This window comes from Dermacoccus barathri (assembly GCF_015070805.1).
Lineage (GTDB): Bacteria > Actinomycetota > Actinomycetes > Actinomycetales > Dermatophilaceae > Dermacoccus > Dermacoccus abyssi.
The window spans coordinates 41,362-66,030 of the sequence record NZ_JADCTK010000005.1 but is presented as its reverse complement, the minus strand read 5'-3'; the positions used below and the strand labels follow the sequence as shown (position 1 = coordinate 66,030).

The 24,669-nt window shown below is 67.9% G+C and carries 23 protein-coding genes; 10 read left to right on the top strand and 13 right to left on the bottom strand.

Translation table 11 applies throughout. The annotated features are described in order from the left end of the window. Positions 1-38: 38 nt before the first annotated feature. Positions 39-1,019, bottom strand: a complete 981-nt coding sequence (locus IM689_RS10490; RefSeq protein WP_047310875.1) for a sugar ABC transporter substrate-binding protein — start codon at positions 1,017-1,019, stop codon at positions 39-41. Positions 1,020-1,163: 144 nt separating this feature from the next. Here IM689_RS10490 and IM689_RS10485 point away from each other — a divergent pair, with 144 nt between their 5' ends. Together IM689_RS10485 and IM689_RS10480 are read left to right on the top strand one after the other, a co-directional pair. Continuing rightward, complete coding sequence (locus tag IM689_RS10485; RefSeq protein WP_193643936.1) at positions 1,164-2,111, top strand: phosphorylase family protein; 948 nt, start codon at positions 1,164-1,166, stop codon at positions 2,109-2,111. Between the two features lie 76 nt (positions 2,112-2,187). Then, on the top strand, positions 2,188-2,883 hold the full coding sequence (locus IM689_RS10480) for a peptidylprolyl isomerase (protein WP_193643935.1): 696 nt from the start codon (positions 2,188-2,190) through the stop codon (positions 2,881-2,883). Positions 2,884-3,025: 142 nt separating this feature from the next. Here IM689_RS10480 and IM689_RS10475 read toward each other — a convergent pair whose 3' ends face one another. Both IM689_RS10475 and IM689_RS10470 read right to left on the bottom strand, forming a co-directional pair. Further along, positions 3,026-3,751 (bottom strand): putative glycolipid-binding domain-containing protein, encoded by a 726-nt coding sequence (locus tag IM689_RS10475; RefSeq protein ID WP_193643934.1) that lies wholly within the window; start codon positions 3,749-3,751, stop codon positions 3,026-3,028. Between the two features lie 89 nt (positions 3,752-3,840). Beyond that, on the bottom strand, positions 3,841-5,292 hold the full coding sequence (locus IM689_RS10470; RefSeq protein WP_193643933.1) for a CCA tRNA nucleotidyltransferase: 1,452 nt from the start codon (positions 5,290-5,292) through the stop codon (positions 3,841-3,843). A gap of 141 nt (positions 5,293-5,433) precedes the next feature. On the opposite strand from IM689_RS10470, the gene IM689_RS10465 reads away from it, so the two are divergent. The 8 genes from IM689_RS10465 (at position 5,434) to trxA (ending at position 15,560) form a co-directional block, all read left to right on the top strand. Then, entirely contained in the window at positions 5,434-5,913 is a 480-nt protein-coding gene (locus IM689_RS10465; RefSeq protein ID WP_047310871.1) for an NUDIX hydrolase, read from the top strand. A gap of 17 nt (positions 5,914-5,930) precedes the next feature. After that, the gene (locus tag IM689_RS10460; protein ID WP_193643932.1) at positions 5,931-8,267 is read left to right on the top strand and encodes a DUF6049 family protein; all 2,337 of its coding nucleotides are present in this window, start codon (positions 5,931-5,933) and stop codon (positions 8,265-8,267) included. 13 nt (positions 8,268-8,280) lie between these two features. After that, on the top strand, positions 8,281-10,377 hold the full coding sequence (gene murJ, locus IM689_RS10455) for a murein biosynthesis integral membrane protein MurJ (RefSeq protein ID WP_193643931.1): 2,097 nt from the start codon (positions 8,281-8,283) through the stop codon (positions 10,375-10,377). A 208-nt stretch (positions 10,378-10,585) separates the two neighbouring features. Next, entirely contained in the window at positions 10,586-12,442 is a 1,857-nt protein-coding gene (locus tag IM689_RS10450) for a protein kinase family protein (protein WP_193643930.1), read from the top strand. Next, entirely contained in the window at positions 12,439-12,975 is a 537-nt protein-coding gene (sigM, locus tag IM689_RS10445; RefSeq protein ID WP_187036647.1) for an RNA polymerase sigma factor SigM, read from the top strand. The genes IM689_RS10450 and sigM overlap by 4 nt, the downstream gene beginning before the upstream one ends. A 124-nt stretch (positions 12,976-13,099) precedes the next feature. Continuing rightward, positions 13,100-14,077 carry a hypothetical protein gene (locus IM689_RS10440; protein ID WP_193643929.1) on the top strand — a complete coding sequence of 326 codons (978 nt, stop codon included), beginning with the start codon at positions 13,100-13,102 and terminating at the stop codon, positions 14,075-14,077. Between the two features lie 89 nt (positions 14,078-14,166). Beyond that, positions 14,167-15,171, top strand: coding sequence for a thioredoxin-disulfide reductase (gene trxB / locus IM689_RS10435; protein WP_193643928.1), 1,005 nt, complete (start codon positions 14,167-14,169; stop codon positions 15,169-15,171). A 62-nt stretch (positions 15,172-15,233) separates the two neighbouring features. After that, the gene (gene trxA, locus IM689_RS10430) at positions 15,234-15,560 is read left to right on the top strand and encodes a thioredoxin (protein ID WP_047310866.1); all 327 of its coding nucleotides are present in this window, start codon (positions 15,234-15,236) and stop codon (positions 15,558-15,560) included. Between the two features lie 89 nt (positions 15,561-15,649). Here the strand turns inward: trxA and IM689_RS10425 are convergent, their stop codons facing one another. The 10 genes from IM689_RS10425 to rpmH form a co-directional block, all read right to left on the bottom strand. Then, complete coding sequence (locus IM689_RS10425) at positions 15,650-17,092, bottom strand: alanine/glycine:cation symporter family protein (protein WP_187036641.1); 1,443 nt, start codon at positions 17,090-17,092, stop codon at positions 15,650-15,652. Positions 17,093-17,260: 168 nt separating this feature from the next. Beyond that, positions 17,261-17,644, bottom strand: a complete 384-nt coding sequence (locus tag IM689_RS10420) for a sulfite exporter TauE/SafE family protein (protein WP_193643927.1) — start codon at positions 17,642-17,644, stop codon at positions 17,261-17,263. Continuing rightward, positions 17,637-18,854, bottom strand: coding sequence for a ParB/RepB/Spo0J family partition protein (locus IM689_RS10415; protein WP_193643926.1), 1,218 nt, complete (start codon positions 18,852-18,854; stop codon positions 17,637-17,639). Before IM689_RS10415 ends, IM689_RS10420 begins: the two co-directional genes overlap by 8 nt. A gap of 88 nt (positions 18,855-18,942) precedes the next feature. Next, a complete protein-coding gene (locus IM689_RS10410) occupies positions 18,943-20,187 on the bottom strand; it encodes a ParA family protein (RefSeq protein WP_370563170.1) in 1,245 nt (414 codons plus the stop codon). A 704-nt stretch (positions 20,188-20,891) separates the two neighbouring features. Continuing rightward, a complete protein-coding gene (gene rsmG / locus IM689_RS10405; protein ID WP_319803857.1) occupies positions 20,892-21,647 on the bottom strand; it encodes a 16S rRNA (guanine(527)-N(7))-methyltransferase RsmG in 756 nt (251 codons plus the stop codon). 23 nt (positions 21,648-21,670) lie between these two features. Beyond that, complete coding sequence (locus IM689_RS10400; RefSeq protein WP_047310862.1) at positions 21,671-22,168, bottom strand: Jag family protein; 498 nt, start codon at positions 22,166-22,168, stop codon at positions 21,671-21,673. Positions 22,169-22,185: 17 nt separating this feature from the next. Further along, positions 22,186-23,319 (bottom strand): membrane protein insertase YidC, encoded by a 1,134-nt coding sequence (gene yidC / locus IM689_RS10395; RefSeq protein WP_193643925.1) that lies wholly within the window; start codon positions 23,317-23,319, stop codon positions 22,186-22,188. After that, on the bottom strand, positions 23,319-23,648 hold the full coding sequence (gene yidD, locus IM689_RS10390; RefSeq protein WP_193643924.1) for a membrane protein insertion efficiency factor YidD: 330 nt from the start codon (positions 23,646-23,648) through the stop codon (positions 23,319-23,321). The genes yidC and yidD overlap by 1 nt, the downstream gene beginning before the upstream one ends. Beyond that, complete coding sequence (gene rnpA, locus IM689_RS10385) at positions 23,645-24,064, bottom strand: ribonuclease P protein component (RefSeq protein ID WP_118913932.1); 420 nt, start codon at positions 24,062-24,064, stop codon at positions 23,645-23,647. Before rnpA ends, yidD begins: the two co-directional genes overlap by 4 nt. Before the next feature lie 18 nt (positions 24,065-24,082). After that, complete coding sequence (rpmH, locus tag IM689_RS10380) at positions 24,083-24,220, bottom strand: 50S ribosomal protein L34 (RefSeq protein ID WP_047310858.1); 138 nt, start codon at positions 24,218-24,220, stop codon at positions 24,083-24,085. Between the last annotated feature and the right edge of the window lie 449 nt (positions 24,221-24,669).

Here is a 24,669-nt window from a genome sequence, read left to right as displayed (position 1 = left end):
CGGCGGGCATCGTCAGGCGTGATGCGTCCGGGTGAGGATCAGCGGCGACCGCTCTTGGCGTACTTCTCCACGTCGGCCACGTTGTTCTTGTCGATGAACGCGGGGCCGGTGAGCACCGGCTGGCCACCACCGACGATGTTGCCGTTGTTCTTGCGCAGCCACAGCGAGTCGACGGCGAGGTAACCCTGGAGGTACGGCTGCTGGTCGACGGCCCACTGCACGGAGCCGTTCTTGATCGCGCCGATGACCTCGCTCGAGGTGTCGAACGTGAACACCTTGGCCTTCGAACCGGATTCCTTGACCGACTTCGTCGCCGTCATCGCGTACGGGCCACCGAGGGCGAGCACGGAGTCGATCGTCTTGTCCTGCTGCAGCTTGCTCGTGATGGCGCTCTGCACGCTCGGCATGTCCTTGCCGTTGACGTAGAAGTTCTCCGTCTGCGCGAACTTGCTCTTCACACCGGCGCAGCGGTCGGTGTGGCCGACGTTGCCCTGCTCGTGGATGACGCACAGAACCTTCTTCGCGCCACCGGACTTGAGCTTGTCGCCCGCGGCCTCACCGGCGATCTTCTCGTCCTGGCCGTAGTAGCTCTCGACGCCCATCTTCTTCCAGTCGTCGAGACCACCGTTGAGTGCGACGACCGGAATGCCGGCCTTGCGGGCGGCGTCGACGGCGCTCTTCATGGCGTCGGGCTTCGACAGGGTGACGGCGATGCCGTCGACCTTCTTGTCGATGGCCTGCTGCACGAGGTTCGCCTGCTTCGGGCCGTCGGGGTCGGCCGTGTACTCGAGCTTGACGTTGTCCTTGGCCGCCGCGTCCTCGGCGCCCTTGCGGACGATGTCCCAGAACGTGTCGCCCGGGCCGGAGTGCGTGATGAGCGCAACCGTCATGCGCGGCGTCGTGGCCTTGCCGGCGTTCATCGACGCCTGCTCCTCGGCCTTGCGGCCACCCGTCGCACTGCAGGCGGTGAGCGACGTGGCGAGGACGGCGACGGCCGCCATCGACAGGGACTTACGCATGGGCGTTCCTTCCAGAACAGGCCGAACACATGTGCGGCCAGAGGTATCGCCGTCCATTGTGCACCACGCAATGTCTCGGTTCGATACATCCGGAGTCCGCCGGGGAGTCCTCCTGTGCGCACGCTGCCGCGTTACGTTGAAGACATGACGCAGAGCCAGACCCACGGATTGCCCTCTTGGCCCACCGACGCGGCCGCGGAGTTCAACGCCGCGATGACGCTGGCCGACTCGGCCGCCGCCTACATTCGGGCCGCCTCCGGCGTCGAGTACGTCGACGCTCTCCTCATCCTCGGCACGGGATGGCGCGGAGCCTTGGACGCGCTGACGGGGACTTCCGCCGCAGATGAGAGCGACGCCGACGGTTTCACGGGAAACATCGACGCAGAGACGTCGGTCGAGGTGCTGTGGCGTGCCGACGCACCGTCCGTGCCGGGCTTCGTCGAGCCCGCGGCTGAGGACAACCGTGCCGAACTTCTCCTCGTGCGGATCGGTTCGGACGATACCGACGACGTGGCCGGCGATGTGCGCCACGTCCTCGTCCAGACCGGGCGAGCGCACCTCTACGACGGGTACGGGGTGCACGCCGTCGTCCACCCCATTCGGGTTGCGGCGGCACTCAACGCCGAGCGTGTCGTGTTCACGAGTGACTGCGGTTCGCTGCGCGACGACATCGCCCCCGGCACCGTGCTCATCATTCGTGACCACCTCAACCCGACGTTCGCGACGCCGCTCGTCGGATCCGCGAAGTTCGCGGACCTGCGCGGCATGTGGTCGCAGAACCTTGCCGAACTCGCCCGTGAGCACGAGCCGTCGCTGCGTGACGCGTGCTTCGCGTTCGTTCCCGGGCCGCAGTATCAGACCCCGTCCGAGGTGAAGATGCTGCGCAACGCCGGGGCGGACTGCGTCGGGATGTCGACCGTGCTGGGTGCCCTTGCGGCCCGCGAGCGCGGCATGGAGATGGTCGGCCTGTCGGTCGTGTCGTCGGCCGAAACGAACGACGACCCGAACGACCCCTTGGCCGTGCTGCGGGAAGCGCGGCGTGCGACGGAGCGTCATGCGGGCCTGCTGCTGCACCTCGTGACGGTCGACTGATCGGCGACCGCCACGACACGTCGTCGCCCCAGCAGTTCTCGGCGCCCGCGCGCGTCGGCGAAGTACCCTGCGCAGCATGAACCTCTCGCTGCCCCGCCGCACCGTTGCCCTCGGCCTGCTCGCCGGTTCGCTCGCTCTCGCCGGATGCGGCAAGGACGACTCGTCGTCCGGCTCGTCGAGTTCGGGAGGCTCGGGCAGTGCGAATGCCTTGACGCAGTGCCCGCCGGCCGACGGTTCCGCGCAGAAGAAGCAGAGCTTCGACGACGCCCCGCCCATGTGCATCGACGCGAACAAGACCTACACCGCGACGATGACGACGGACGTCGGCGACGTCGTCATCACGCTGGATGCGAAGAAGGCACCGAAGACCGTCAACAACTTCGTCGTCCTCTCCCGCTACCACTTCTACGACGGCGTGAGCTTCCACCGCGTCATCCCCGGCTTCATGGCGCAGGGCGGCGACCCGAAGGGTGACGGCACGGGCGGGCCGGGCTACACGATCGAGGACGAGTTCCCGCAGCAGGGCGAGTACAAGGAGGGCTCGATCGCGATGGCGAACACGGGCCAGCCGAACTCCGGCGGCTCACAGTTCTTCATCGTCACCGGTGATTCCGGCACGGCCCTGCCGCCGCAGTACACGCTCTTCGGCCAGGTGAGCAAGGGCATGGACGTCGTGAAGAAGATCGAGGCCGACGGCAACCAGGACGGTTCACAGGAAGGCACGCCCGTGAAGAAGCACACGATCACGAGCGTGAAGATCGAGGAGAAGTGAGCCGCGAGTTGCCCGAGGAGCTCTACGACGAGGAATCCGACGGCGTCCGCCGCACGCTCGACGCCGGCGGACTGAGCACGAGAGACGTCGGCCGCACCAGCGGCCGGGCTTCAGACGTGGTCACGCTGCAACCGAGAGCGGGTCAGTCGACGTCGATGCGCGCCGCGAGTTCGGGGTAGGTGACGACGAGGCCGTGAGCGTCGACGGCGAGGTCGACGCTCACGTCACGCGTTGCCGAGCGGTAGTGCACGACGGAGACGACGCGATCGTCGAGGGCCGACGCGATGTCCGAAAGTCCCTCGGGGCCCGAGGAGTACACCTGCGCCGACGGGATGACGGCGAGGTCGGGCAACGACACCCACGCCGTCGTGATCGGACGCTCCCCGACGCCGGCCGCGTCCACGCCGAGCCGGCGGATCGGCATCGTGTTCGTCAGCGGGCACCCCGCTAGATCGACGTCGAGGGCCTCGACGAAGAGTTCCAGCGCGTCATCTGCGATGCCGATCGGGCCGAAATCGCCCGGTACATCACCGGATTCGCCGCTCTCGCACCGCCACACGGAGCGCGACCCTTCGTCACGACGCCACAGATTGAGGTGGCGCTGCCACACCGGCTCGGGGGAGCCACCGGTCTCGTCGGGGGCGTCGAGATCCTCGGCCGCCGACGACGGCGCGTAGCCCTCGACGTCGACCGTGAACAGGCGCGTGCGCCAGGACGAGTCGACGACGAGATCCCACTGGGCGCGGTAGCGCTCCGTCGACTGCCGCCCCGTGGCGACGAAGCCGCCGTCGGCGTCGAACTCGACCGACGCGACGTCGAGACGCGACTCGTCGTCCAGCCCGCGCCAGACCACCTCAACCGTCGTCATCGCGCCACTCCCTCTCGCATCAGCAGATGACACATGCAGCCATCACGCTACGCACGCGACCTCGGCCGGCACCCGAAGAACACACGGTTTCAGCCCTGCGACTCAGGCTGCTCGGCCCACCACGTCCGCAGCCGGTCGGCCGCCGCCTCCTTGCCGATGACTCCCTCGTCGAGGCGCACCGACAACAGGTACTGGTAGGCCTTGCCGAGCACCGGGCCGGGCTTGATGCCGAGCACCTCGGCGATCTCGTTGCCGTTGAGTTCCGGACGAACGGCCGCCAGTTCCTCCTCGGCCTTCAACCGCTCGATGCGGGCTTCGAGGTCGTCGTAGGTGGCCTGCAGGCGAGCTGCCTTGCGCTTGTTTCTCGTCGTCGAATCGGCGCGCGTCAGCAGATGCAAGCGTGAGAGCAACGGTCCGGCGTCCGTGACGTAGCGGCGCACCGCCGAGTCCGTCCACTCCCCGTTGCCGTAGCCGTGGAAGCGCAGGTGCAGCTCGACGAGCCGGCACACAGCCTTGATCGTGTCCTTGTCGAAGCGCAGCTCCCGCAACCGCTTTCGTGCGAGCTTCGCACCGACGAGCTCGTGGTGGTGGAAGCTGACGCCGCCGCCCGATTCGAAGCGACGCGTGTCCGGCTTGCCGATGTCGTGCAGCAGCGCGGCCAGGCGCAGCACGAGGTCGGGCCCTTCGACGACCTCCGCCTCCTCGACCCCGGGAACGTCGCGCGGACCCTCGAGGTCCATCGCCTGCTCGAGCACCGTGAGGGAGTGCTCGTACACGTCCTTGTGACGGTGGTGCTCGTCGATCTCCAACGCGAGCGCCGGCACCTCGGGCAGCACGTACTCGCAGATACCCGAGTCGACGAGCGCCGTCAGCCCGCGCCGCGGCGCCGGCGACATGAGGAGTTTCACGAGTTCGTCACGCGCCCGCTCGGCGGAAATCATGCGGATCGAGCCGGCCATCTCCGTCATCGCCGCGAACGCCTCGGGAGCGATGTCGAACGACAGCTGCGAGCTGAAGCGTGCCGCGCGCATCATGCGCAGCGGGTCGTCACCGAACGAGACCTCCGGCGACGTGGGTGTGCGCAGACTCCGCGCCGCCATGTCCGCGAGGCCGCCGTACGGGTCGACGAAGGTGAGGTCGGGCAGCCGCAGCGCCATCGCGTTGACGGTGAAGTCGCGACGCACGAGGTCGTCGTCGAGCGAGTCGCCGAACTCGACGACCGGCTTGCGCGTCTCGCGGTCGTAGGCGTCGGCTCGGTACGTCGTGATCTCGACCTGAAAATCGCCCTTACGGACGCCGATCGTCCCGAAAGCACGCCCGAGATCCCACACCGCGTCAGCCCATCCGGCGACGATGCGCTCGGTGTCCTCAGGGCGCGCCGACGTCGTGAAGTCGAGATCGGGCGACGTGCGCGCGAGGAAAGCATCACGCACCGGCCCACCGACGAGGGCGATCTCGTGGCCCGCCGACGTGAAGCGTTCACCCAGTTCGCGCAACATCGGCATGACCGGTTCGAGGTGCGAGACAGCCTCGGCCAGCATCGTCGCTCCGCTCGGTACCGACCCGTTCGGTCGGTTTTGCGCGGGCTGAACGGAGGCTGCTCGAGTAGGCGTCACCGGCCAAGGGTATCGAGGGGCCCGGCGGCACCAGAATTTCCCAGCCGCTCTCGTTAAGGTGGAGCAATGACCGTCTCCTCGTCGCGCATGCAGCGGGCTTCACGCCTGGGCTCGCTGGAGGAGATTTCTGCGGGCGGAGTCGTCGTCGACGTTCGTGACCAGCAGGCCTATCTCGCTCTCATCGCGCGGCACAACCGAGCCGGACGCGTCGAGTGGTGCCTGCCCAAGGGCCACATCGAAGAAGGCGAGACGCTCGTGCAGACGGCCGAGCGCGAGGTCGAGGAGGAGACCGGCATCAAGGGCCGCGCCCTCGTCACGCTCGGCGTCATCGACTACTGGTTCTCGATTCCGGGCTTCCGCATCCACAAAATGGTCCACCACTACCTGCTCGAAGCGGTCGGCGGAGAGATCAGCATCGAAGGTGACCCCGACCACGAGGCCATCGACGCGCGCTGGTTCCGCCTCGACCGCGCCCACGAACAGCTGACCTTCCCCAACGAGCGCCGCATCGCAGCCACCGCCTGGGCCCGGCTCACCGGACATTGATCGGTTCCGGCCCCCAGATGACACGCTCCGCGTCGGCCCGCGCGCTCGTGGCGGCCCTCGTCTGCCTGCTCGCGCTCCTCGGCCTCGCTCCTGCTGCGAGCGCCGCACCGCCGAACCCCCGCTCGAACGTCAGCGCGCTCCCACGGCCCGGAATCGTCACCAACGGCGACGTCCGGATGTGGATGACGAGCGGCGCTCCGGCCACAGCGACGACGGGTTCCGGCACCACCGTGAGCGTCATCGTCGAGAACACCGGTGACACGCCCATCGACGGAGCCACTCTGCGTGCTCGTGTGGGTACTCGGCCTCTCGACTCCCTCGCCGCGCAGCAGCGGTGGGAGGAGGGAAAGCTACCGCTCGGAGCGTCGGCGTCCGCCGACGCCGATGTGCCGACGATCGCGCCCGGCGCCTCCGAGACGGTGAAGCTGTCCCTCACCTCGAGCGAACTCGACCTCAGTTACACGATGGCGACGCTGCCGCTGCGCATCGAACTGCGCGGTGCTGGCCGACCCACGACGAGACTCCACAGCTTTGTCTCGTGGGCTGCGAAGGATGCCACGTTCACGCGGATGTCGGCGTCCGTCGTCGTGCCGGTCACCCTGCCGAACGACCCGAAGCTCCTCACGGCCACCGGCGAAGAACGCCTCGAGGCGTGGCGCAAGGCGATCGGCCCCGGTTCGACGATCGAGCGGCTCATCACCTCCGACCTTGGCGTGCCCGTCACGTGGCTCATCGACCCTGCGGTGCTCGACCCCGCTGCGGCTCAGGACGGCACTCTCCCCACGGCCGAGCAGGAAACGACGGAGGGGAGCCCGGCGTCACCGTCTGCCTCCCCCACGTCCGACGGCACGCCGAGCCCGTCCGAATCGGCGCCCGGCTCCGCGTCGCCGTCGAGCGAAGGTTCGACGAAGTCGAACTCCTCGGGCACGTCAGAGCCTTCAGAGAGTTCGGAGTCGACGGATTCCGCCGACTCGGGATCCACGTCGCCCGGCACCCAGCCGAGCGGACCCGCAGCGAGCGTCGACGAACTGGCGGCGAACCTGCGGGCCAAGCTCGCCGAGCGTCCCGGCAGCCAGAGCATCGCCTTCACGCCCTACGGCGACCCCGACCTCTCCGCGCTGACGAGCGCCCGGCGCCCCGCCGGGTCGCAGAAGATCCTCGAACGCTCGCTCTCGCGTCCGCTCTCGAGTGAGCTGTCCGAACTGTCCGAGACGGTCGTCGCGGCGCCTGTCGCGCCGCTCGACGCCGCCTCCACCGCCCGGTTGACCGCCGCGTGGCAGAAGACGCGTGGCTCGCGGCCCGTCGTTCTCACCCCGAACGTCTCCCTCGACCGTACCGACGCCGCTGCCGTCACCTCGGCGACACGACGCACGACGAATCAGGTGACGATGGTCGGGTACAACGCGCCGCTGAGCCGCACGCTCAACGACGCGTCCGTGTCCAACGCCGAGGCCGCCGCCTCGCTGCGCGCATCGAGTCTGGCGATCTACCAGCAGCAGCCCACCGCCGAGCGCTCGCTCGTCATCATGGGCGGGCGCGAGACCGTCCCCGTCGGTCGGCTGAAGGCGATCGCCTCGGCTCTCGAGCAGGCACCCTGGGTGCAGCCGGCAGCTCTCAGTACCGAGGAATCCACCTCGGCGCCCGTCGTCGATCTGGCACCCCAGGCCCCGCCGTCCGAAACCGTGTGGCCGCGAGTCGCCGCACCCGCCTTCGAAGCCGGCGACATCACGACTGCCGACAGGACCCTCGCCACCCTGACGAAAATGGCCGAGATCGTCGTGGACGGCGATGACATCGTTCCCGCCTGGACTCGCAACCTCGACCAGGTGACGAGCACCCGCTGGCGCGGCGACCCGGCCGACGTCGACGGTCTCGTCGAGCACGCGTCGTCGACCGTCTCCGCCATCCCCCAACAGATCGCCGTCGTGCCGTCACGCGTCAACTTCTTCTCCGATTCCGGTCCCATCAGCGTCACCGTCAAGAACGGCCTGGCCCGCGCCGTCCACGGCATCGAGGTCAACCTCACGCCGCGGACCTACGCCGTGCGTTTCCGCAGCCAGCCGGACGCCGTCGACATCCCCGGCAAGGGACAGACGTCGGTGCGCGTCCCCACGGTTGCGCAGGCCGCCGGACGCGTGAGCGTCGACGCGAAGGTCACCGGCCCGGGGGACGTCCGCCTCGGCGAGAGCGACAAGCACGGGGCCGAGATCGAGATCAACGCGCGTCCCACGGGTACCTGGATCTTCTGGGTGCTCGGTATCGTGGCGTTGCTCGTCTTCTGCTACGGCCTCGTGCGCAACAGGCAGAAGGGCACCCGCCGACGCGATGAGCTCGCGCGGGACATCCAGTTGTAGGAGCACCCTGCCCATGTCGAACGACGGCCCCGGCTCTCTCGGCGCGCTGTACGAATCCAACGCCCGACGGCACGTGCCGCAGATGCCCTCCGTCGCGGGCACGAGCATCGGCTCGGCCTACGACGCCTGGTTCGAGGCCGACCAAGAGGCTCAGTGGCTGCGCAACCTCGACGAGAGTCGAAGCCACGCGAGCAGCGACCACACGCAGGTCATCTCCCGCTCCGACGTCGACGCCTATCGCGAGCGTCGTGAGGCCGAGAAGACGTGGGACACCGACGCCGACGCCGCACTCGACGTCTCGAGCCGTTCGCGCCGCGAGGTCGGCGTTTCACGTGAAACAGGGGGTGCGCCCGCAACCCAGGCGCTTCCACAGACCTCCCCCGGCGAGGTCGGTGGCAACGCAGCCAACCAGGCCGCCGACACGGGCGGGCGCGGCGGAATCCTGCGCAGTTCGGCCATCATGGCGGCCGGCACCCTCGTCTCGCGCGTTCTGGGCTTGCTGCGAACCTCGATGACGGTGGCTGCCATCGGTCTGAGCACCGGCGTGGCGAACACGTGGGACGTCGCGAACACCCTTCCCAACATCATCTACCTGCTGCTCGCCGGTGGTGTCATCAACGCCGTCCTCGTTCCACAGATCACCCGTGCGCTCGAGCACTCCGACGGCGGCAAGGCCTACACAGACCGCATTTTCACGCTGACGTTCATGATCCTGGCGGGCGTCACCGTCGTCTTCATGGCAGCGGCGCCACTCGTCTATCGCCTATTCGACAACAACAACATGACCGACGACAAGGCACACGTGGCCTTGATCTTCACCCTGTTGTGTCTGCCGCAGATCTTCTTCTACGGCCTCTACACGATCCTCGGTCAGGTGCTCAACGCCCGTGGTCGCTTCGGCGCCTTCATGTGGAGCCCCGCCCTCGCGAACGTCGTCATTATTGCGGGCCTCGCCGCCTACATCCTCATGTACCCGCACGGCGCCAACACGCCCGGCTTCAGTGGCATGACGACCCAAATGATGATCATGCTGGCGCTGCCCGCGACGTTGGGCATCTTCGCCCAGGCCGTCGTGCTCATCCCGCTCCTCAAGCGCGCGGGATACACCTACTCGCCGAACTTCCAGTTCCGCGGCGTCGGCCTGCGCAGCGCCTCGACGATGGCCGGATGGGCCTTCGCCGCCGTCATCGTCCAGCAGATCGGCCTCGTCGTCACGACGCAGCTGCTCTCCTCCCAGCCCGACGGCCAGCCGAACAAGGCAGCCCAGAGCAACGCCTTCCTCCTGTTCAGCCTGCCCCACTCGCTCATCACGCTTTCCCTCGTGACGGCGCTGTTCACGCGCATGTCGGTGGCGGCCGGTCGCGGCGAGACGCAGAAGGTCAAGGACGACATGACGATGGGTATCCGCCTGTCGGGTATCGCGTCCGTCATGCTGACGTTCGGCTGCTTCGTCCTCGTCTTCCCCCTCGTGGGCCTGTGGGTCGGGCCGGTCGAGTCGAGCCTGTGGGCCATCGGATCGATCGCCATCACGATGATGATCGGCCTCGTGCCGTTCAGCCTCTGCCTCATCATCCAGCGCGTGTTCTACGCCTACGGTGACGCCAAGACGCCCTTCTGGATGCAGATCCTGTGCACCGGCACCGCCATCGGGCTCACCCTCCCGTGGTTCAACTGGCACAACCTCACCGAGGAGATCTTCGGGCGTGCGCTGACCGACTGGACCGGGCTGCAGGGTGCCCACTTCTTCGGCCAGCCCGGCGTCCACTGGGTCGGCGTCGGCGTCGGCCTGGCGCAGACGTTGTCGAACGTCGTCCAGGCATTCGTCGGTTTCGTCCTGCTCAAGCGCAAGATCGGCCACGTGCCGATGTCCGAGACGGTACGCACGTACGTACGTCTCGCGATCGCCTCACTGCTCGCCACGGCTGTCGGCTTCCTTGTGCAGCTTCCGTTGCACGACGCGCTGCCGGTGTCGCGTTTCGGTTCCTTCCTCGAGATCGCGGTCGTCGGCTCGATCTTCCTCGCGGTGTACCTGTTCGTCGCGAACCGCCTGCGGGTGGAGGAGATCAACAGCCTCACCGGCCCCGTCGCGCGGCGCCTCAAGCGTTCCTGACCTCGAAGCCCGCCGGCCCTCCTCGGGGCGGCGGGCTTCGCGCTCGACGGGGCCCGGCGTTCGGCGCGCCGAACGCCCCGCGATACCGGCCGGTTGTCAGGCCCCTTGCTTAGGATGAGCCGAGCCTGCTGTCGCCCGCGTTCACCCGACGTCCAGCGTCGTACACGGACGGCAGCGACATCGATGGCGTCGACGACGAGGAGTTCGAGTGCAGGGCATCACCAAGGGCACAGTGCTGGGAAACCGGTACGAACTGACGTCCGAGATCTCGGACGCGCCCGGGCTCGCCCGCTGGCTCGCCCGTGACGAGAAGCTGGGCCGCGAGGTCGCCATCACGGTATTCGGCTCCAAGTCCTCCCATGCCGCGGCTGCGCTCGACAGCGCCCGCCGCGCCGCCGGCGTCGAGGACGACCGCCTCGTGCGCGTGCTCGACGCAGGGAGCGACGACGACCACTCCTTCGTCGTCGAGGAGGCCCACACGGGCGCGCACAGCCTCGCAGATCTCGTCCGCTTCGAAGCCATGCACCCGGAGGAGGCTCGCCGCATCGTCGGTGAGACCGCGAGCGCCCTCGAAGCCGCGCGTCAGCGGGGCCTGCACCACCTCACGCTCTCCCCCCGCCACGTGCTACGCCTCGCAGACGGTTCCATCGCCGTCACACAGGTCGCCGTCGGAGGCGCCCTCGCCGGCCGTGACGACATCTCCTCCGCCGAGGCCACCAAGCGTGACGCGGCGGCGTGCGTCAAGCTGCTCTACACCGCGCTCACGGGCGAGTGGCCGGGCAAGGCCGAAGAGATCACCGGCCTCAAGGGCCTCACCGTGGCCGAGCGTCGCGCCGACGGGCAGATCGCCACCCCGTCCGAGGTCGTCGACGGCGTCCCGAGCGACCTCGACACGATGTGCCGCCAGTCGCTCAACTACGACGAGACACCGCGCACGCCAGGCGAGGTCGCCCGTCAGCTCGCCCCCTGGTCGGCACAGATGATCACGGCACCCGGCAAGGGACGACGCTCGGACGACGCCGCGAGCGACGAGGACGAGAAGGACCACAACTTCACCGTGCGTCGTGCCGCCGACCGCACCGAGGGTGAGGGCCGACGCGGCGTCGGTGCCGTCGGCGCGGCCGCCCTGGCCGCCGCAGGCACTACGGGCGCCGCCAAGGGTGCTCGACGACTCAGCAACGCCGACGACGACACCGATCCGGGCGCCCGGGCGGAGGGCCCGCGCGCAGCCCTGCCGCGCAAGCCCGCGCCCCGTGCGGCGAATGAGCAGGATCCGGCGGACGCGACGATGATCGGCCGCCCGGTCCAGTTCGACGCCGACGAGACCACCCAGTTCTCCCTCGATGACGAGGACGCGGCCTACCACCGCACGACGTACGACCCCTCGTTCGAGGAGCTCGAGCCGCCGGTCCCCGGTTTCCACGGCGGCACCGACGACCCCGACGCGGGCAGCAGCAAGCTCGCGCTCGGTATCGTCGCGCTCTTCGTCATCGGTGCCCTCGTGCTCGCTGTCCTCGGCATCCGCGGCATCGGTGGTAATGCCGACACCCCTGCCGCGTCCAACTCCGGCTCCGCGTCCTCGGGCGCTGCGTCGTCCGGCGCGTCGCCCTCGGGCTCGGCCAGTCGGGCCGGCACTCCCGTGAAGGTCCAGAGCGCCTCCGTCGTCAATCAGCGCGGCATGCGCGTCAACGACTCCAGTTCGATGGCGCAGGCTGTCGACGGTGACACCAGCACAGCATGGAAGAGCCTTCTGTATCGCAACCGCCCCTGGGGCGGTTACCCGGGTTACGGTGGCCTCGCACTCAATCTCGGCACCTCGACCGACGTGAAGAGCATCAAGATCACGCCGGGTGAGGGCCAGCCGCTCACCGCCGACGTCTACGTCGGTGACGCGCCCGGCACCGCGGGCAAGAAGGTGGGTTCGGTCTCGAATGCGACGAGCCAGCAGACGATCTCGTCCACTGCGAAGGGAAGCTACGTGACGATCTTCATCACGACGCAGAGCCTCGCGCCCGGCACGTCCTACTACCAGTCGGCCGTCTCCGAGGTCTCGGTAGAGAAGTGAACGGCTACGAACTTCGCGAGTTGAGCGACGTCGCTCTCGTCGACGCGTATCGCGAGGGCAACGCCGACGCTTTCGGAGTGCTGTTCGAGCGCTACAAGGACAAGATGTGGGCCGTGGCGTTGCGCACGACCCGCGACCAGGAGCTCGCCGCAGACGCGGTCCAGGAAGGCTTCATCGCTGCGTTCCGACGCATCGACTCCTTCCGCGGCGACGCCCAGTTCTCCACGTGGCTGCACCGCATCATCGTCAATTCCTCCCTCGATCGACTCCGCCGGCTCAAGCCCACGCAGGAGTGGCCGGAGTACGACATCGCCGACAAACGCGACGAACACGCGCAGACCGACGTCCGCCTCGACGTGCGCGAGGCCCTCGACAAGCTCCCCCAGGGCCAGCGCGTCTGCCTCGTGTTGCTCGAGATGGAGGGCCTGTCCGTCGCCGAGGTCGCCCAACAACTCGGCATCGCCGAAGGCACCGTCAAGTCCCGCTGCGCCCGTGGGCGCACCGCTTTGGCCGCGCTTCTCAGGGTCACCTGAACGCGCCTCGCCGGCTCCTCACGCAACGTTCAGAAAAATTCTCGAACCGTGATGGAACCGAAGCGACGTCCCTCGCGTCGGAGACCATGAAGCGAACGTATGCCCAGCAGAAAGGAGGCCCGAGATGACCCGGAACTTCCGTGACGAGTGGGAGGCGGCCAACAGCGGCCGCTCGAAGGAAGAGCAGCCCGCCGACCTCGCACCCGAACACGTCCAGGACGAGATCTCGGCTCTGCTGCGCCGCAGCGCAGCCGAGGACGGGCCCGAACTCGCCATGCCCAACGATGTCGAGGCGCGTATGCGTGAGGCGTTCAAGGCTGAGTTCGGCGACCGCGCCTCCGGATTCGACGAGAGCAAGCGGGCCTCGTCCGGCAGCTCCACCGTCGTGCCGCTGCCGGCCCGTCCGCGTCGCACCGAATCCGCGCAGCGTACCGAGTACGACCCCGACGCCACGCGTCCGGCGTCCGTGACACCGTCGCGTCCCGCGCCTGCCCGTCCCGCAGCGGAGACGTCCGCACGCGCCGAGTCCGAGCGTGATCACTCCGTCGCCTCGCTCGACGCGCACCGTGCCCGCAAGAAGGGTGGCTTCGGCAAGGCCGCGCTCGCGCTCGGTGCTGCGGCCGCCGTCGCCATCGGTGCCGTCGGCGTCTCGAAGTCGCTCGGCGGCAACGACGACGCCCAGGTCGCTGACGGCCCGAGCCCGTCGTCGTCGGTGAGCAGCGGAGCGAACGACGGCACGCAGAACTACGCCTCGCGGGTGCGCGTCACCCAGACCGAGACGCAGTACACGTCGGACTCCCTCGCCACGCAGGCGGCTTCGCTGCCCACGTCGACGAGCACCCCGATCGAGCCCAAGCAGGCCGACGCCCAGTCGCTCGGCCCGCTGGCCACCGGCACCGGTGTGCAGTCCTGCCTCGACGCCGTCGACGCCGGCCTCGCGCAGGCGCCGGACAAGGTGTACGCCGACTTCGGTTCCTACGACGGCCAGCCCGCCGTCATCGTCGTCACGGTCAAGGACGGAAAGAAGACGGCCTGGGTCGTCTCGCGCACGTGCAGCAAGGCCGATGACCTCAAGGCGGGGCCGACGCCCATCTCCACCTGATGCCGAGCGCGCGTGTGCGCCGGGGAATGACGCGCGGATAGAGTGCGTTGACCTACGCGAACCGCATCAAACCGACGAAGGAAGCTTTCGTGAGCGACCAGGCCGTGCGCAACCTCATCATCATCGGCTCCGGCCCCGCCGGGTACACCGCTGCCGTCTACGCGGCGCGTGCCAACCTCGAGCCCCTCGTGTTCGAGGGCTCCGTGACGGCCGGTGGCGCGCTCATGAACACCACCGAGGTGGAAAACTTCCCCGGTTTCTCCGACGGCATCATGGGCCCGGACCTCATGGAGAACATGCGCGCCCAGGCCGAGCGATTCGGCGCCGAGCTCGTGCGTGACGACGTCACCGCCGTCGACCTCACGGGCTATGTCAAGACCGTCACCGACGGTGAGGGCGTCGTTCACAAGGCGAACGCCGTCATCCTGGCCATGGGCTCGGCCTACCGCGAGCTGGGTCTGCCCGACGAGAAGCGCCTGTCGGGTCACGGCGTCTCGTGGTGCGCCACGTGTGACGGTGCGTTCTTCCGCAACCAGGACATCATGGTCGTCGGCGGCGGCGACTCTGCCGTCGAGGAGGCCACGTTCCTCACGCGCTTCGCGAACAGCGTCACCCTCGTGCACCGCCGCGACGAGCTGCGCGCCTCCAAGATCATGGCCGAGCGCGCCGAGAAGGATCCGAAGATCCGTTTCGCATGGAACAGCGAGGTCGTCGCGATCCACGGCGACGCCAAGGTCTCGAGCGTCACGCTGCGCGACACCGTCACCGGCGAGGAGCGCGAGCAGGAGACCACGGGTCTGTTCATCGCCATCGGCCACCTGCCGCGCAACGAACTCGTCACCGGCCAGATCGACCTTGACGACGAGGGTTACGTCCTCGTCAAGGACCGCACGACGCACACGAACGTCGACGGCGTCTTCGCCTGCGGCGACCTCGTCGACCACGTCTACCGTCAGGCCATCACGGCCGCCGGTTCCGGCTGTTCGGCCGCCCTCGACGCGGAGCGTTTCCTCGCCTCGCTCGACGCCGCCGGCGAGCCCAAGCCCGACGCGTCCCTCACCGCAGAGCCGCAGGGCACGGACGAGCCGCGCTGACGCGCGTCGTCCCCACCGTTCCTCTTCACCAGCACTGACCGACGTCCCGGAAGGAATGCCCCATGGCAACCACCAAGCCCACCACCGACGCCACGTTCGAGGCTGACGTTCTCAAGAACGACAAGCCCGTCCTCGTCGACTTCTGGGCCGAATGGTGCGGCCCGTGCCGCGCCATCGCGCCGATCCTCGAGGAGATCGCCGCCGCGAACGGCGACAAGATCGAGGTCTTCAAGCTCAACACCGACGAGAACCCCGCGACGTCCGCCAAGTACGGCATCACGGGTATCCCGACGATGAACGTCTACCAGAACGGCGAGGTCGTCAAGACGATCGTCGGCGCCATGCCGAAGCCGAAGCTCCTGCGCGAGCTCGAGCCCTTCATCGGCTGATCATCGCTTTCAGCAAAGACTGCGGCCCCCGTCGAATCGACGGGGGCCGCAGTCTTTCGTGTCGAGCGCTGACGAAGGTCAGGCGCCGATCACTCGGGTGTTGCGCTGCGCGCCGGGGGCGCGTCCCAGAGCTGGACGTTCTTCGCCTGCGGGAGGCTCGAGCGTTCGAACACGGGATCCTTGCCGGCGGCACGCTGCGTGAGGAAGTCCTTGAGCAGCGCCACGGACAGCCCGCCGAGCGGGAGCAGGGCGAGCAGGTTGATCGTGGCCATGATGCCCATCGCGAGGTCCGCGAGGTTCCACACGAGGGCCACCGAACCAAGAGCACCGCCGACGACACACACGAGGACGCCGACACGGAACGCCGTGAGCAGGCCCTCGCCCGGCTTGGACTCGGTGAGGAAGCGGATGTTCGCCTCGCCGTAGTAGCTGTTGCCGAGGATCGACGACCAGGCGAGGAAGAAGATGACGATCGACAGGAACGGCCCGGCCCACGATCCGACCTGCGACTGGAGGGCGGTCTGCGTCAGTCCGATGCCCTCCGGGTCGCTCACGCCGTACTTAGGCTGCGTCAGCAGGATGATGAACGCCGTCGCCGAACACACGATGATCGTGTCGAAGTAGACGCCCAAGGCCTGCACGAGACCCTGCTTGACCGGGTGCGATACCTCTGCGGTTGCGGCGGCGTTCGGCACCGAACCCATACCGGCCTCGTTGGAGAACAGACCACGACGCATGCCCTGCATGAGGGCCGCACCGAACGCAGCACCCGTGATCTGCTCGAAGCCGAGGGCGTGACCGACGATGTGGCCGATCATCGCCGGAACCTCGCCGATGTTCATCGCGACGACGACGAGCGCCACGCCGACGTAGGCGACGGCCATGACCGGCACGATGATCTCCGTGACGGCCGAGAGGCGACGCACGCCGCCGAAGATGACGGCTGCGGTCAGCGCGGCGACGATGAGCCCGATGACCCAGGCCAGGCCCTTGGCGTCGTCGAAGTTGGCCTGCACCGAGGCGCTGATTGAGTTGGCCTGCACGGCATTGAAGACGAAGCCGTACGTCACGGTGATGACGACGGCGAAGGTTGCGGCCATGCCCTTGCGGCCCAAGCCTTCGCGGATGTAGTACGCCGGACCACCGACGTAGCCGTCCTTGCCGCGCACCTTGTAGAGCTGCGCCAACGTGGACTCGATGAACGCGGTGGCACCACCGAGGATGGCGAGCATCCACATCCAGAACACGGCGCCGGGGCCACCGATGGCGATGGCTACCGCGACACCGGCGATGTTGCCCGTACCCACGCGGGACGCCGCGGAGATGGTGAAGGCGCGGAACGCCGAGATCCCGTCGTTCTCGCCGGCACCGGAGGGCTTCTCCTTGATGGCTCGGAACATCTCCGGCAGCAGCCGCACCTGGACCACCAGGGTGCGCGCCGAATACCAGAGGCCCGCAGCCACGAGCAGGGCGATGACGAGATACCAGAACTTGTCGTTGATCGTCGCAATGAAGTCGGCTGCTGCTTCCATGCCCCGTACCCTACGGTGCGCAGAGAGCCGATGCCGGAATGAAACTGGTTGAAGACGCCGGTGTTTCGTCAGATGTTCCGTGTGTCTGTGCGGGTGTGCACAGCGGCCCCACGCCCGGCGTCGGACGTGGGGCCGGTGCGCTCGCCCGCTCGAGCGGGCATGGTTCGGTCAGTCGCGGGGACGCCCACCCCGCAGCTCACGGGTGATTGCGACCGCACAGATGCCCAGCACTGCCACGCCGAGGACGGCTTTCAGCCACTCGCCGTTGATGAGGTCGCTGACGAAGAAGTACCCGAATACGACGGCCAGGATCGCGAAGACGATGAGCTGGATCGAGGGACGACCGGTGCGCCGATCGATCGCCCGGTCGCTCAACGGGTCCGTGCCCTGCTGGAACGGGGAGTTCGCGACGTCGTCGCGGGTGAAGCGTCCGTCCTGCGTCGAGTCGAGGGCACTGCTGCCGTCGGGGTTCAGGTGCTCCCCCTGAGCGCCCTTGGCTTCGGGGTTCTCGGGCAGATCGCCGTCCGGCGTGGGGTTCTTGCGCTCAGCCACGATCGATCCCGAGGGCGTCCATGATGCGGTTGAGGTCGTCGACGGAGGCGAACTCGACGGTGAGCTTGCCCTTGTTCTTGCCCATCGTGATGCCGACGCGCGTGTCGAGCTTGTCCGACAGGTTCGACGCGAGGTCGTCGAGCGCCGGGTTGGGCTCCCGCGGCGTGGCGGTGCGGCGGGGCTTCTTGTCCTCACCGATCGCGACGATCTCCTCGGTGGCACGCACCGAGAGGCCCTCGGCGACGATGCGCTGGGCGAGACGCTCCATGGCGGCCGGGTCGCTCATGCCGAGCAGGGCCCGGGCGTGGCCGGCCGACAGCACGCCTGCTGCGACACGACGCTGGACGACCGGGGGCAGCTTGAGCAGACGGATCGTATTGGAGATCTGCGGGCGGCTGCGACCGATCTTCGAGGCGAGTTCGTCGTGCGTACAGCCGAAGTCCTCGAGCAGCTGCGCGTACGCGGCGGCCTCTTCGAGCGGGTTGAGCTGGCTGCGGTGGAGGTTCTCGAGCAGCGCGTCGCGCAGCAGGTCCTCGTCCGTGGTCGAACGGACGATGGCCGGTACGGCCTCGAGGCCGGCTTCCTGCGAGGCGCGCCAACGGCGCTCACCCATGATGAGCTCGTACGGTGTCGTCGCGTGCTCGGGGTCTTCCGCCGGTACGGGACGCACGACGATGGGCTGGAGAACGCCGATCTCGCCGATCGAGTGGACCAGCTCTGCCATGTGTTCCTCGTCGAACACCGACCGCGGCTGCTTCGGGTTCGGGCGAATGAGCGCAGGTGCAATCTCGGCGAACTCGGCGCCGGGCACGGGAGCGAGCTCCGGCTGTTCCTTTTCGGTCGGCGTCTCGCTCGGCGTGGCGTTCTCGAGCTTCTCGATCTCCGTTTCACGTGAAACGGTGGGCGCCTTGCCGGCGGGCTGCGTCACCGCGGCCGCCGCGGCCGCGAGGTCATCACGTCGATGCGTGGCCGAGCGCGGCGCCGTGCGGGGCTCGGTCTCGCGCGGCTGGTTGTACGAAGGGCGGGGCGTGAGGGCCTCACTGAAGCGCGACTCACGGGCTGCGGGGGCCGCAGCGGCCTCCTGAGCAGCCTGCTCGCGCTTGCTCTCGGTGAAGAAGACGTCGGTGGGTCGCGTCACCCGTGTCGGCTCGGTCGCGTTGGGGATGAGGGCACCGAGACCTCGCCCGAGGCCGCGTCGCTTGTCGTTCATCGCAGTCCACTTCCTACTGAGTCGATCGAACCGCTCACGGCTCGTGATCCGAACATGCCGGTCGAGCCGGCGGGGTGGTGTGTGGGCGTCATCGGCCGATACGTCCGGAGGGTTCCGGAACCTCTGTGCCGCGCAGCGCGATCTCCCTCGCAGCGTCGCGGTAGCTGAGAGCGCCGGTACTCGACGGGTCGTACGTCATGACCGTCTCGCCGTGGCTCGGTGCTTCCGAGATTCGCACCGAACGCGGCACCAGGGCGCCGAGCACCTGGTCCGGGAAGTGCGTGCGCACCTCTTCGGCCACCTGCGCGGACAGGTTGGTGCGTCCGTCGTACATCGTGAGCAGGATCGTCGAGACGTGCAGGCCCGGGTTGAGGTGCATCTTGATCATCTCGATGTTCTTGAGGAGCTGGCTCAGCCCCTCGAGCGCGTAGTACTCGCACTGGATCGGGATGAAGACCTCGTCAGCCGCCACGAAGGCGTTGACCGTGAGCAGGCCGAGGCTCGGCGGGCAGTCGATGAAGACGTAATCGTAGCGGTCTTCGTCACTCGCTGCCGCAAGTTGCGCGTTGATCGCCCGGTGCAGGCGCGACTCGCGGGCGACGAGCGAGACGAGTTCGATCTCTGCGCCGGCCAGGTCGATGGTGGCAGGAGCGCACCACAGGCCCGGGATCTCCGGGCACTCCTGGACGACGTCGGCCAGGGGCGTGCCCTCGACGATGACGTCGTAGACACTCGCCACGTCCGAGTGGTGCTCGATGCCCAGTGCCGTCGACGCATTGCCCTGGGGGTCGATGTCGATGACGAGGACCTGGAGGCCGGCCTGGGCGAGGGCGGCGGCCACGTTGACCGTGGTCGTCGTCTTGCCGACGCCACCCTTCTGGTTGGCCACAGTCAGCACCCGCGGGTGGGCCGGACGCGGAAGTCGTTCCACACTCGTGAGGGCGGCGCGGGCCGCGCGGGCCCGGACCTCCTGCTCCCCGTCGGAGCTCTGCGCGAGCGGCGTTTCCATGGGTTCCTCGCTCGTCGTCATGTCCTGGCCGGACGTCTCGTGCGTGACGGTCGACCCGAGAGGGGCATAAGCGGGAACCGCCGGCTCGTCCTCGTCGGGTTCCTGTTCGCGCCAGGCATCGTCCGTGACGCGGTCAAAACTCGGCACCCGCGGTCGTCCGGCTCGGCGAGCCTTGCGGGAGGGCAGAGCCTGAGCGGCCAAGGCGGTGTCGGCCGGGATCTGCGCAGCATCGTCGTCAGTGGAAGCAGGTGCGCTGAGGGCGCCGGCCGCGGTGGCCGACTCGGTCGACGCCGGTGCCGTTGCACCCTCCGAAGAGGCCGAAATGTCGGCCCCCGACGCGTGATGCCGAGGCACGTAGGCGGGCTCGCTCGCCTCGGCCGGATCTGCCGCCGGTACCTCGGTGACGGTCGTTGCCGCGTCACCCACCGCGGCCTCGTCCTCGACGGCGACTTCCTCGAGCTTGTGTGTCGAAGCGCCGTCCTGCTGTGTCACCGCGGGCTGATCCACCTGCGATGTTTCACGGGAAACATCGTGGCTCCCGAGGAGGATGTCGTAGCCCTTCGCCTCGGAGGGAGCGACGCCTGAAGCATCGGCCGCCGGAACATCACGTCGGGCATCTGGATCGTTCTCAGGAGCAGGGGTCTCGGCGATCGGCTCGAGCGCCTCCGCCTGCACCGGCGTCTGCGGGTCGAGCACTACTGACTCTGCGCCTTCCGAGTTCGTCATCCTCGTTTCACGTGAATCACGAGGGGCGCCGTCAATGTCGACAGCGGTCTCGACGACGACTTCCTCAACGGCCGACGTCGGCAACCCCTGCCATCCCACCGGTGTCGGTGAAGAGGCAGATTCAGCGGCGCCCAGCGTGATCGCCGGCCAGCCCACGGGTGCGGTCGTTGTCACCGTTTCTCCTTGAAGTCGCGTTGACGAGCCCGCCCATTGTGTCACCTTCGCGAACGGCCCCGAACGCAGTTGTCCCCAGGTGTGCCGGCTAGCCGGCACACCTGGGGACAACGTCAAGAAAACTGGGCTCAGTCGCGACGACCCTGTCTGCGCGCCGCCTTCTTCTTCGCCGTGGACGGGCCGGTTCCGGCCTGCTTCCGGGTGAGCTGCGGTGCCACGCCCTCGACACTCAGGCGCAGGGTGACGGTCTCCGGGTCGACAATTCCGGCGCCCCACGTCTCGACGTCCGCCTCGACGACCTTGAGCTTGCGCAGGATCGAGGCGTCCTCGTCCCGTTCGATAGCCGCGCTCGAACCCTTGAGCACGAACATCTCGCCACCCCGCTGAACGAGGGGCAACGACCATCGGGCGAGTTCGCCTATCCGGGCCACGGCACGGGAGGTGACGACGTCGAACGAACGCTTGCCCCACAACTCGTCAGCCCGAGCCCGCACCACCTCGACGTTGTCGAGTTCGAGGTCGTCGATGACGCGCTCGAGCCAGACGGTGCGGCGCAGCAACGGCTCGACGAGCGTCAAGCGCAGGTCCGGCCGTGCGATGGCGAGCACCAAGCCGGGCAGTCCGGCGCCGGCGCCGATATCGGCGACGGCGCTCTCGTCCGCAATACCGGGATGGACGACGGCGCAGTTGAGCACGTGCCGTTCCCACATGCGCGGAACCTCACGTGGCCCGACGAGGCCATGCGTCACCCCTGTGTCACACAGGTGCGCGACGTAGCGCTCCATGACGTCGACACGCGCACCGAGGAACTCTCGTGCGGCATCCGGAGTGGGCGGCGGTGGAGCCGCTTCACCGATCGTCGGTGTCTCCTCCGGGGTGTTCACGTCCGGTCGTTCCACGTGAAACGTTAGTTCGGAAGAACGACGACGTAGCGGTTCGGCTCGGTGCCCTCGGACTCGGAGGTGAGACCGGCGGCCAGCACGACGTCGTGGACGACCTTGCGCTCGAACGCGCTCATCGGCTCCATCTCGACCTTCTCGCCGGATTCCTTGACGCGCGCGACGGCCTCGGCGCCCTTGGTCTCCAGCGTCGAGCGTCGCTCGGCGCGGTGGCCGGCGATGTCGAGCATCGCGCGGCTGCGCTCACCCGTCTCGGCCTGGACGGCGAGGCGCATGAGTTCCTGCAGCGCATCGAGGGTCTTGCCGTTCGAACCGACGAGCGAGCGGGGCACCTGCCCCTCCTCGGAGTCGACGATGGAGACGGACGCGCGGTCACCGTCGACCTCGACGTCGATGTCACCGTCGAGGTCGGCGATGTCGAGCAGCTTCTCGAGGAAGTCGGCAGCGATCTCGCCCTCGCGCTCGAGGTTCGTCACGTCGGAACGCGCGGAGGTGTTCTCGGACATCCTTGCTACCTCTGCTTTCAGTTCTTCTTGCGCTTCGCGCGCGGGGTGTTCTTCTTGGGCTGGTTACGCGGGCCGGTCTGCTGGGCCTTGGCCGGACGGACGTTCTCCTTGACCGGGCTGGAAACCTCAGTGGAGGTGTCCGCGGTCTTCACCGACTTGTCCTTCTTCGGGGACGCCGGCGTGGCACCGCTCTTCGCGGCCTGCTGCGCCTTGGCCTGCTCCTGAGCGCGGTCCATCGCCTGCTGGAAACGCGTCTTCGGCTTGCCCTCGTTCTCCTTGCGCAGGTCGTCCATCGTCACGGTCTTGTGCTCACGGCCCTTGGAACGGTTGCGCTCCTCGAGCTTCTTCTCGGCGTCCGAACCAGGGGTCGGCATGCGACGGATGACGTACCACTGTTGGAACATCGTCCACAGGTTCGTGACGAACCAGTAGATGAGAACACCGATCGGGAAGTTCACACCGGAGATCGCGAAGAACAGCGGCATGAGGTAGATGATGATCTGCTGCTGCTTGGCCATCGGGCCCTCGAGCGCGGCCTTCGGCATGTTGCGGCGCATGAGCTGGTGCTGCGTGATGAACGACGTCGCCGACATGAGGATGATGAGCAGGACGGCGACCCACTTGGCTGCACCCCAACCCGACGTTCCCATGAAGGTGGACGAGAGCTTCGCTCCGAGAAGAGTCGAGCTCTCGGCCTGGCTCGCGAGCTCCTTCGTGAGGAAGCCGATGGGCCCACGGTCACCGCGGGCGATGTCGTCGAGGTTGTTGAGCACGCGGAAGAGCGCGAAGAAGAACGGTGCCTGCAGCAGGATCGGCATGCAGGAACCCATGGGGTTGGTACCGGTGGTCCGGTACAACTCCATCATTTCTTCTTGCTGCTTCTGGCGGGACTCCGGGTCCTTCTTGCCCTTGTACTTCTTCTGGATCTTCTGCATCTCGGGCTGCACGAGCTGCATGCGGCGCGAGGCGTGGATCTGCTTGACGAAGAGCGGGATGAGCAGGATACGTAGGACGATCACGAGTCCGGCGATCGAGAGGGCCCAGGTCCAGCCCGACGCTTCAGGCAGCCCGACGAGGGTGAAGAGCTTGTGCCAGCCGACCATGATGGCGGCGACGAACCACTCGAGCGGATAGAGCAGGGTGTCAAGCATCAATCATCCTTCGCTTTGACGGGTGCAGGTGCGGCGTCGGACCGTCCGTGCTCCCCGTGGGCCGAGTGGTCCTTCGGTGGAACGTGGTCGACCCCGCCGGGGTTCCAGGGGTGACAGCGCGCGAGACGCTTCAGGGTGAGCCAGGTGCCCTTGATCGGCCCGAACCGGGTGAGCGCCGTGAGGCCGTAGGACGAGCACGTCGGGTAGAACCGGCAGGTGGCAGGTAGCGCGGGCGAGATCCAGCGGCGATAGAAGCGCACGATGACGAGCAGGGGCCAGACGGCAACATGTCGCCAACCCGTCACATCGTCGGCCGTGGACGTCGTCATCGCTTCGCTCCGGCACTCGCCGTTTCACGTGGAACGCCGTCGTCGGTCCGAATCCGCTTGTGCGCCTTCGTGAGCATGCGCTGCAGTTCGGCACGGACGGCGTCCGTGCCGGCGCCGGCGATGGCCGGGTTGGCGCGCACGACGATGTCGAGACTCGGATCGAGGCGAGGCAACTCGTCACGCACGAGATGACGCAGCACCCGCTTCGTGCGCGAGCGAACCACGGCGTTTCCCACGGCCTTGGATACGACAAAACCGACGCGCGGCCCCACCCTTTCCGGGTGCGCGAGGCCGGACGCGTCGGCGTCGATCATCTGGACCACGAGCAGCGAACCGCCGGCTCGACCGGAGCGGCGATTCCGCAGAACGGCGCGGTACTGCCCGGCGTCACGCAGACGGTGAGGCGCTGGCAGCACGGCCGTTGCCGCCGAGGCTCAGGCGGAGAGCTTGCTGCGGCCCTTGGCGCGGCGGTTGGCCAGGATGGCGCGGCCGGCGCGGGTACGCATACGCAGACGGAAGCCGTGCGTCTTGGCGCGGCGACGGTTGTTGGGCTGGAAGGTGCGCTTGCTCACGTCGATCTCCGATGAAATGGGCGAGCGCTGACGCGTCGCCGTCGTACTGGTGGTCTAGTTGTCGCGCCGCCGATTTCTCGGTTGTTTCGGGCAATGTCGCGATGTGCGCGTCTCGACCCGAGCCCCATTTGGGGCGCAGACAATCGCCGTCAACTGTACGGGCCGTGATCAAGCCGGTCAAAACGACACACGCGCGACTCGATGTTCAACGGCGCACACGCGCAAATAACACACGTGTGGTTCATACGGGCGAGGTAAAATCCAGTCGACACGCCGTTAACGTGTCCGGAAAGCAAACCCGTTGTCCTCTCCAGCGCCCCGAAGCCGCGACACTCCGGTACACAGGCTGTGGATAACGTTGTGGAAACCACCCTTAGTATGGGCGTTCCACACACGAGCACCGCACCAGGAGGAGCCTTCGTGACCACCGACGAACCCGTCGACTACGA

Coding starts and splice junctions, on each gene's coding strand:
- IM689_RS10465 (WP_047310871.1), top strand. CDS start 5,434: ATGACCGTCTCCTCGTCGCGCATGCAGCGGGCTTCACGCCTGGGCTCG.
- IM689_RS10440 (WP_193643929.1), top strand. CDS start 13,100: ATGACCCGGAACTTCCGTGACGAGTGGGAGGCGGCCAACAGCGGCCGC.
- IM689_RS10400 (WP_047310862.1), bottom strand. CDS start 22,168: ATGTCCGAGAACACCTCCGCGCGTTCCGACGTGACGAACCTCGAGCGC.
- yidD (WP_193643924.1), bottom strand. CDS start 23,648: ATGACGACGTCCACGGCCGACGATGTGACGGGTTGGCGACATGTTGCC.
- IM689_RS10415 (WP_193643926.1), bottom strand. CDS start 18,854: ATGAACGACAAGCGACGCGGCCTCGGGCGAGGTCTCGGTGCCCTCATC.
- trxA (WP_047310866.1), top strand. CDS start 15,234: ATGGCAACCACCAAGCCCACCACCGACGCCACGTTCGAGGCTGACGTT.
- IM689_RS10470 (WP_193643933.1), bottom strand. CDS start 5,292: ATGCTGGCCGAGGCTGTCTCGCACCTCGAACCGGTCATGCCGATGTTG.
- yidC (WP_193643925.1), bottom strand. CDS start 23,319: ATGCTTGACACCCTGCTCTATCCGCTCGAGTGGTTCGTCGCCGCCATC.
- IM689_RS10460 (WP_193643932.1), top strand. CDS start 5,931: ATGACACGCTCCGCGTCGGCCCGCGCGCTCGTGGCGGCCCTCGTCTGC.
- IM689_RS10480 (WP_193643935.1), top strand. CDS start 2,188: ATGAACCTCTCGCTGCCCCGCCGCACCGTTGCCCTCGGCCTGCTCGCC.
- IM689_RS10475 (WP_193643934.1), bottom strand. CDS start 3,751: ATGACGACGGTTGAGGTGGTCTGGCGCGGGCTGGACGACGAGTCGCGT.
- murJ (WP_193643931.1), top strand. CDS start 8,281: ATGTCGAACGACGGCCCCGGCTCTCTCGGCGCGCTGTACGAATCCAAC.
- IM689_RS10490 (WP_047310875.1), bottom strand. CDS start 1,019: ATGCGTAAGTCCCTGTCGATGGCGGCCGTCGCCGTCCTCGCCACGTCG.
- IM689_RS10425 (WP_187036641.1), bottom strand. CDS start 17,092: ATGGAAGCAGCAGCCGACTTCATTGCGACGATCAACGACAAGTTCTGG.
- IM689_RS10485 (WP_193643936.1), top strand. CDS start 1,164: ATGACGCAGAGCCAGACCCACGGATTGCCCTCTTGGCCCACCGACGCG.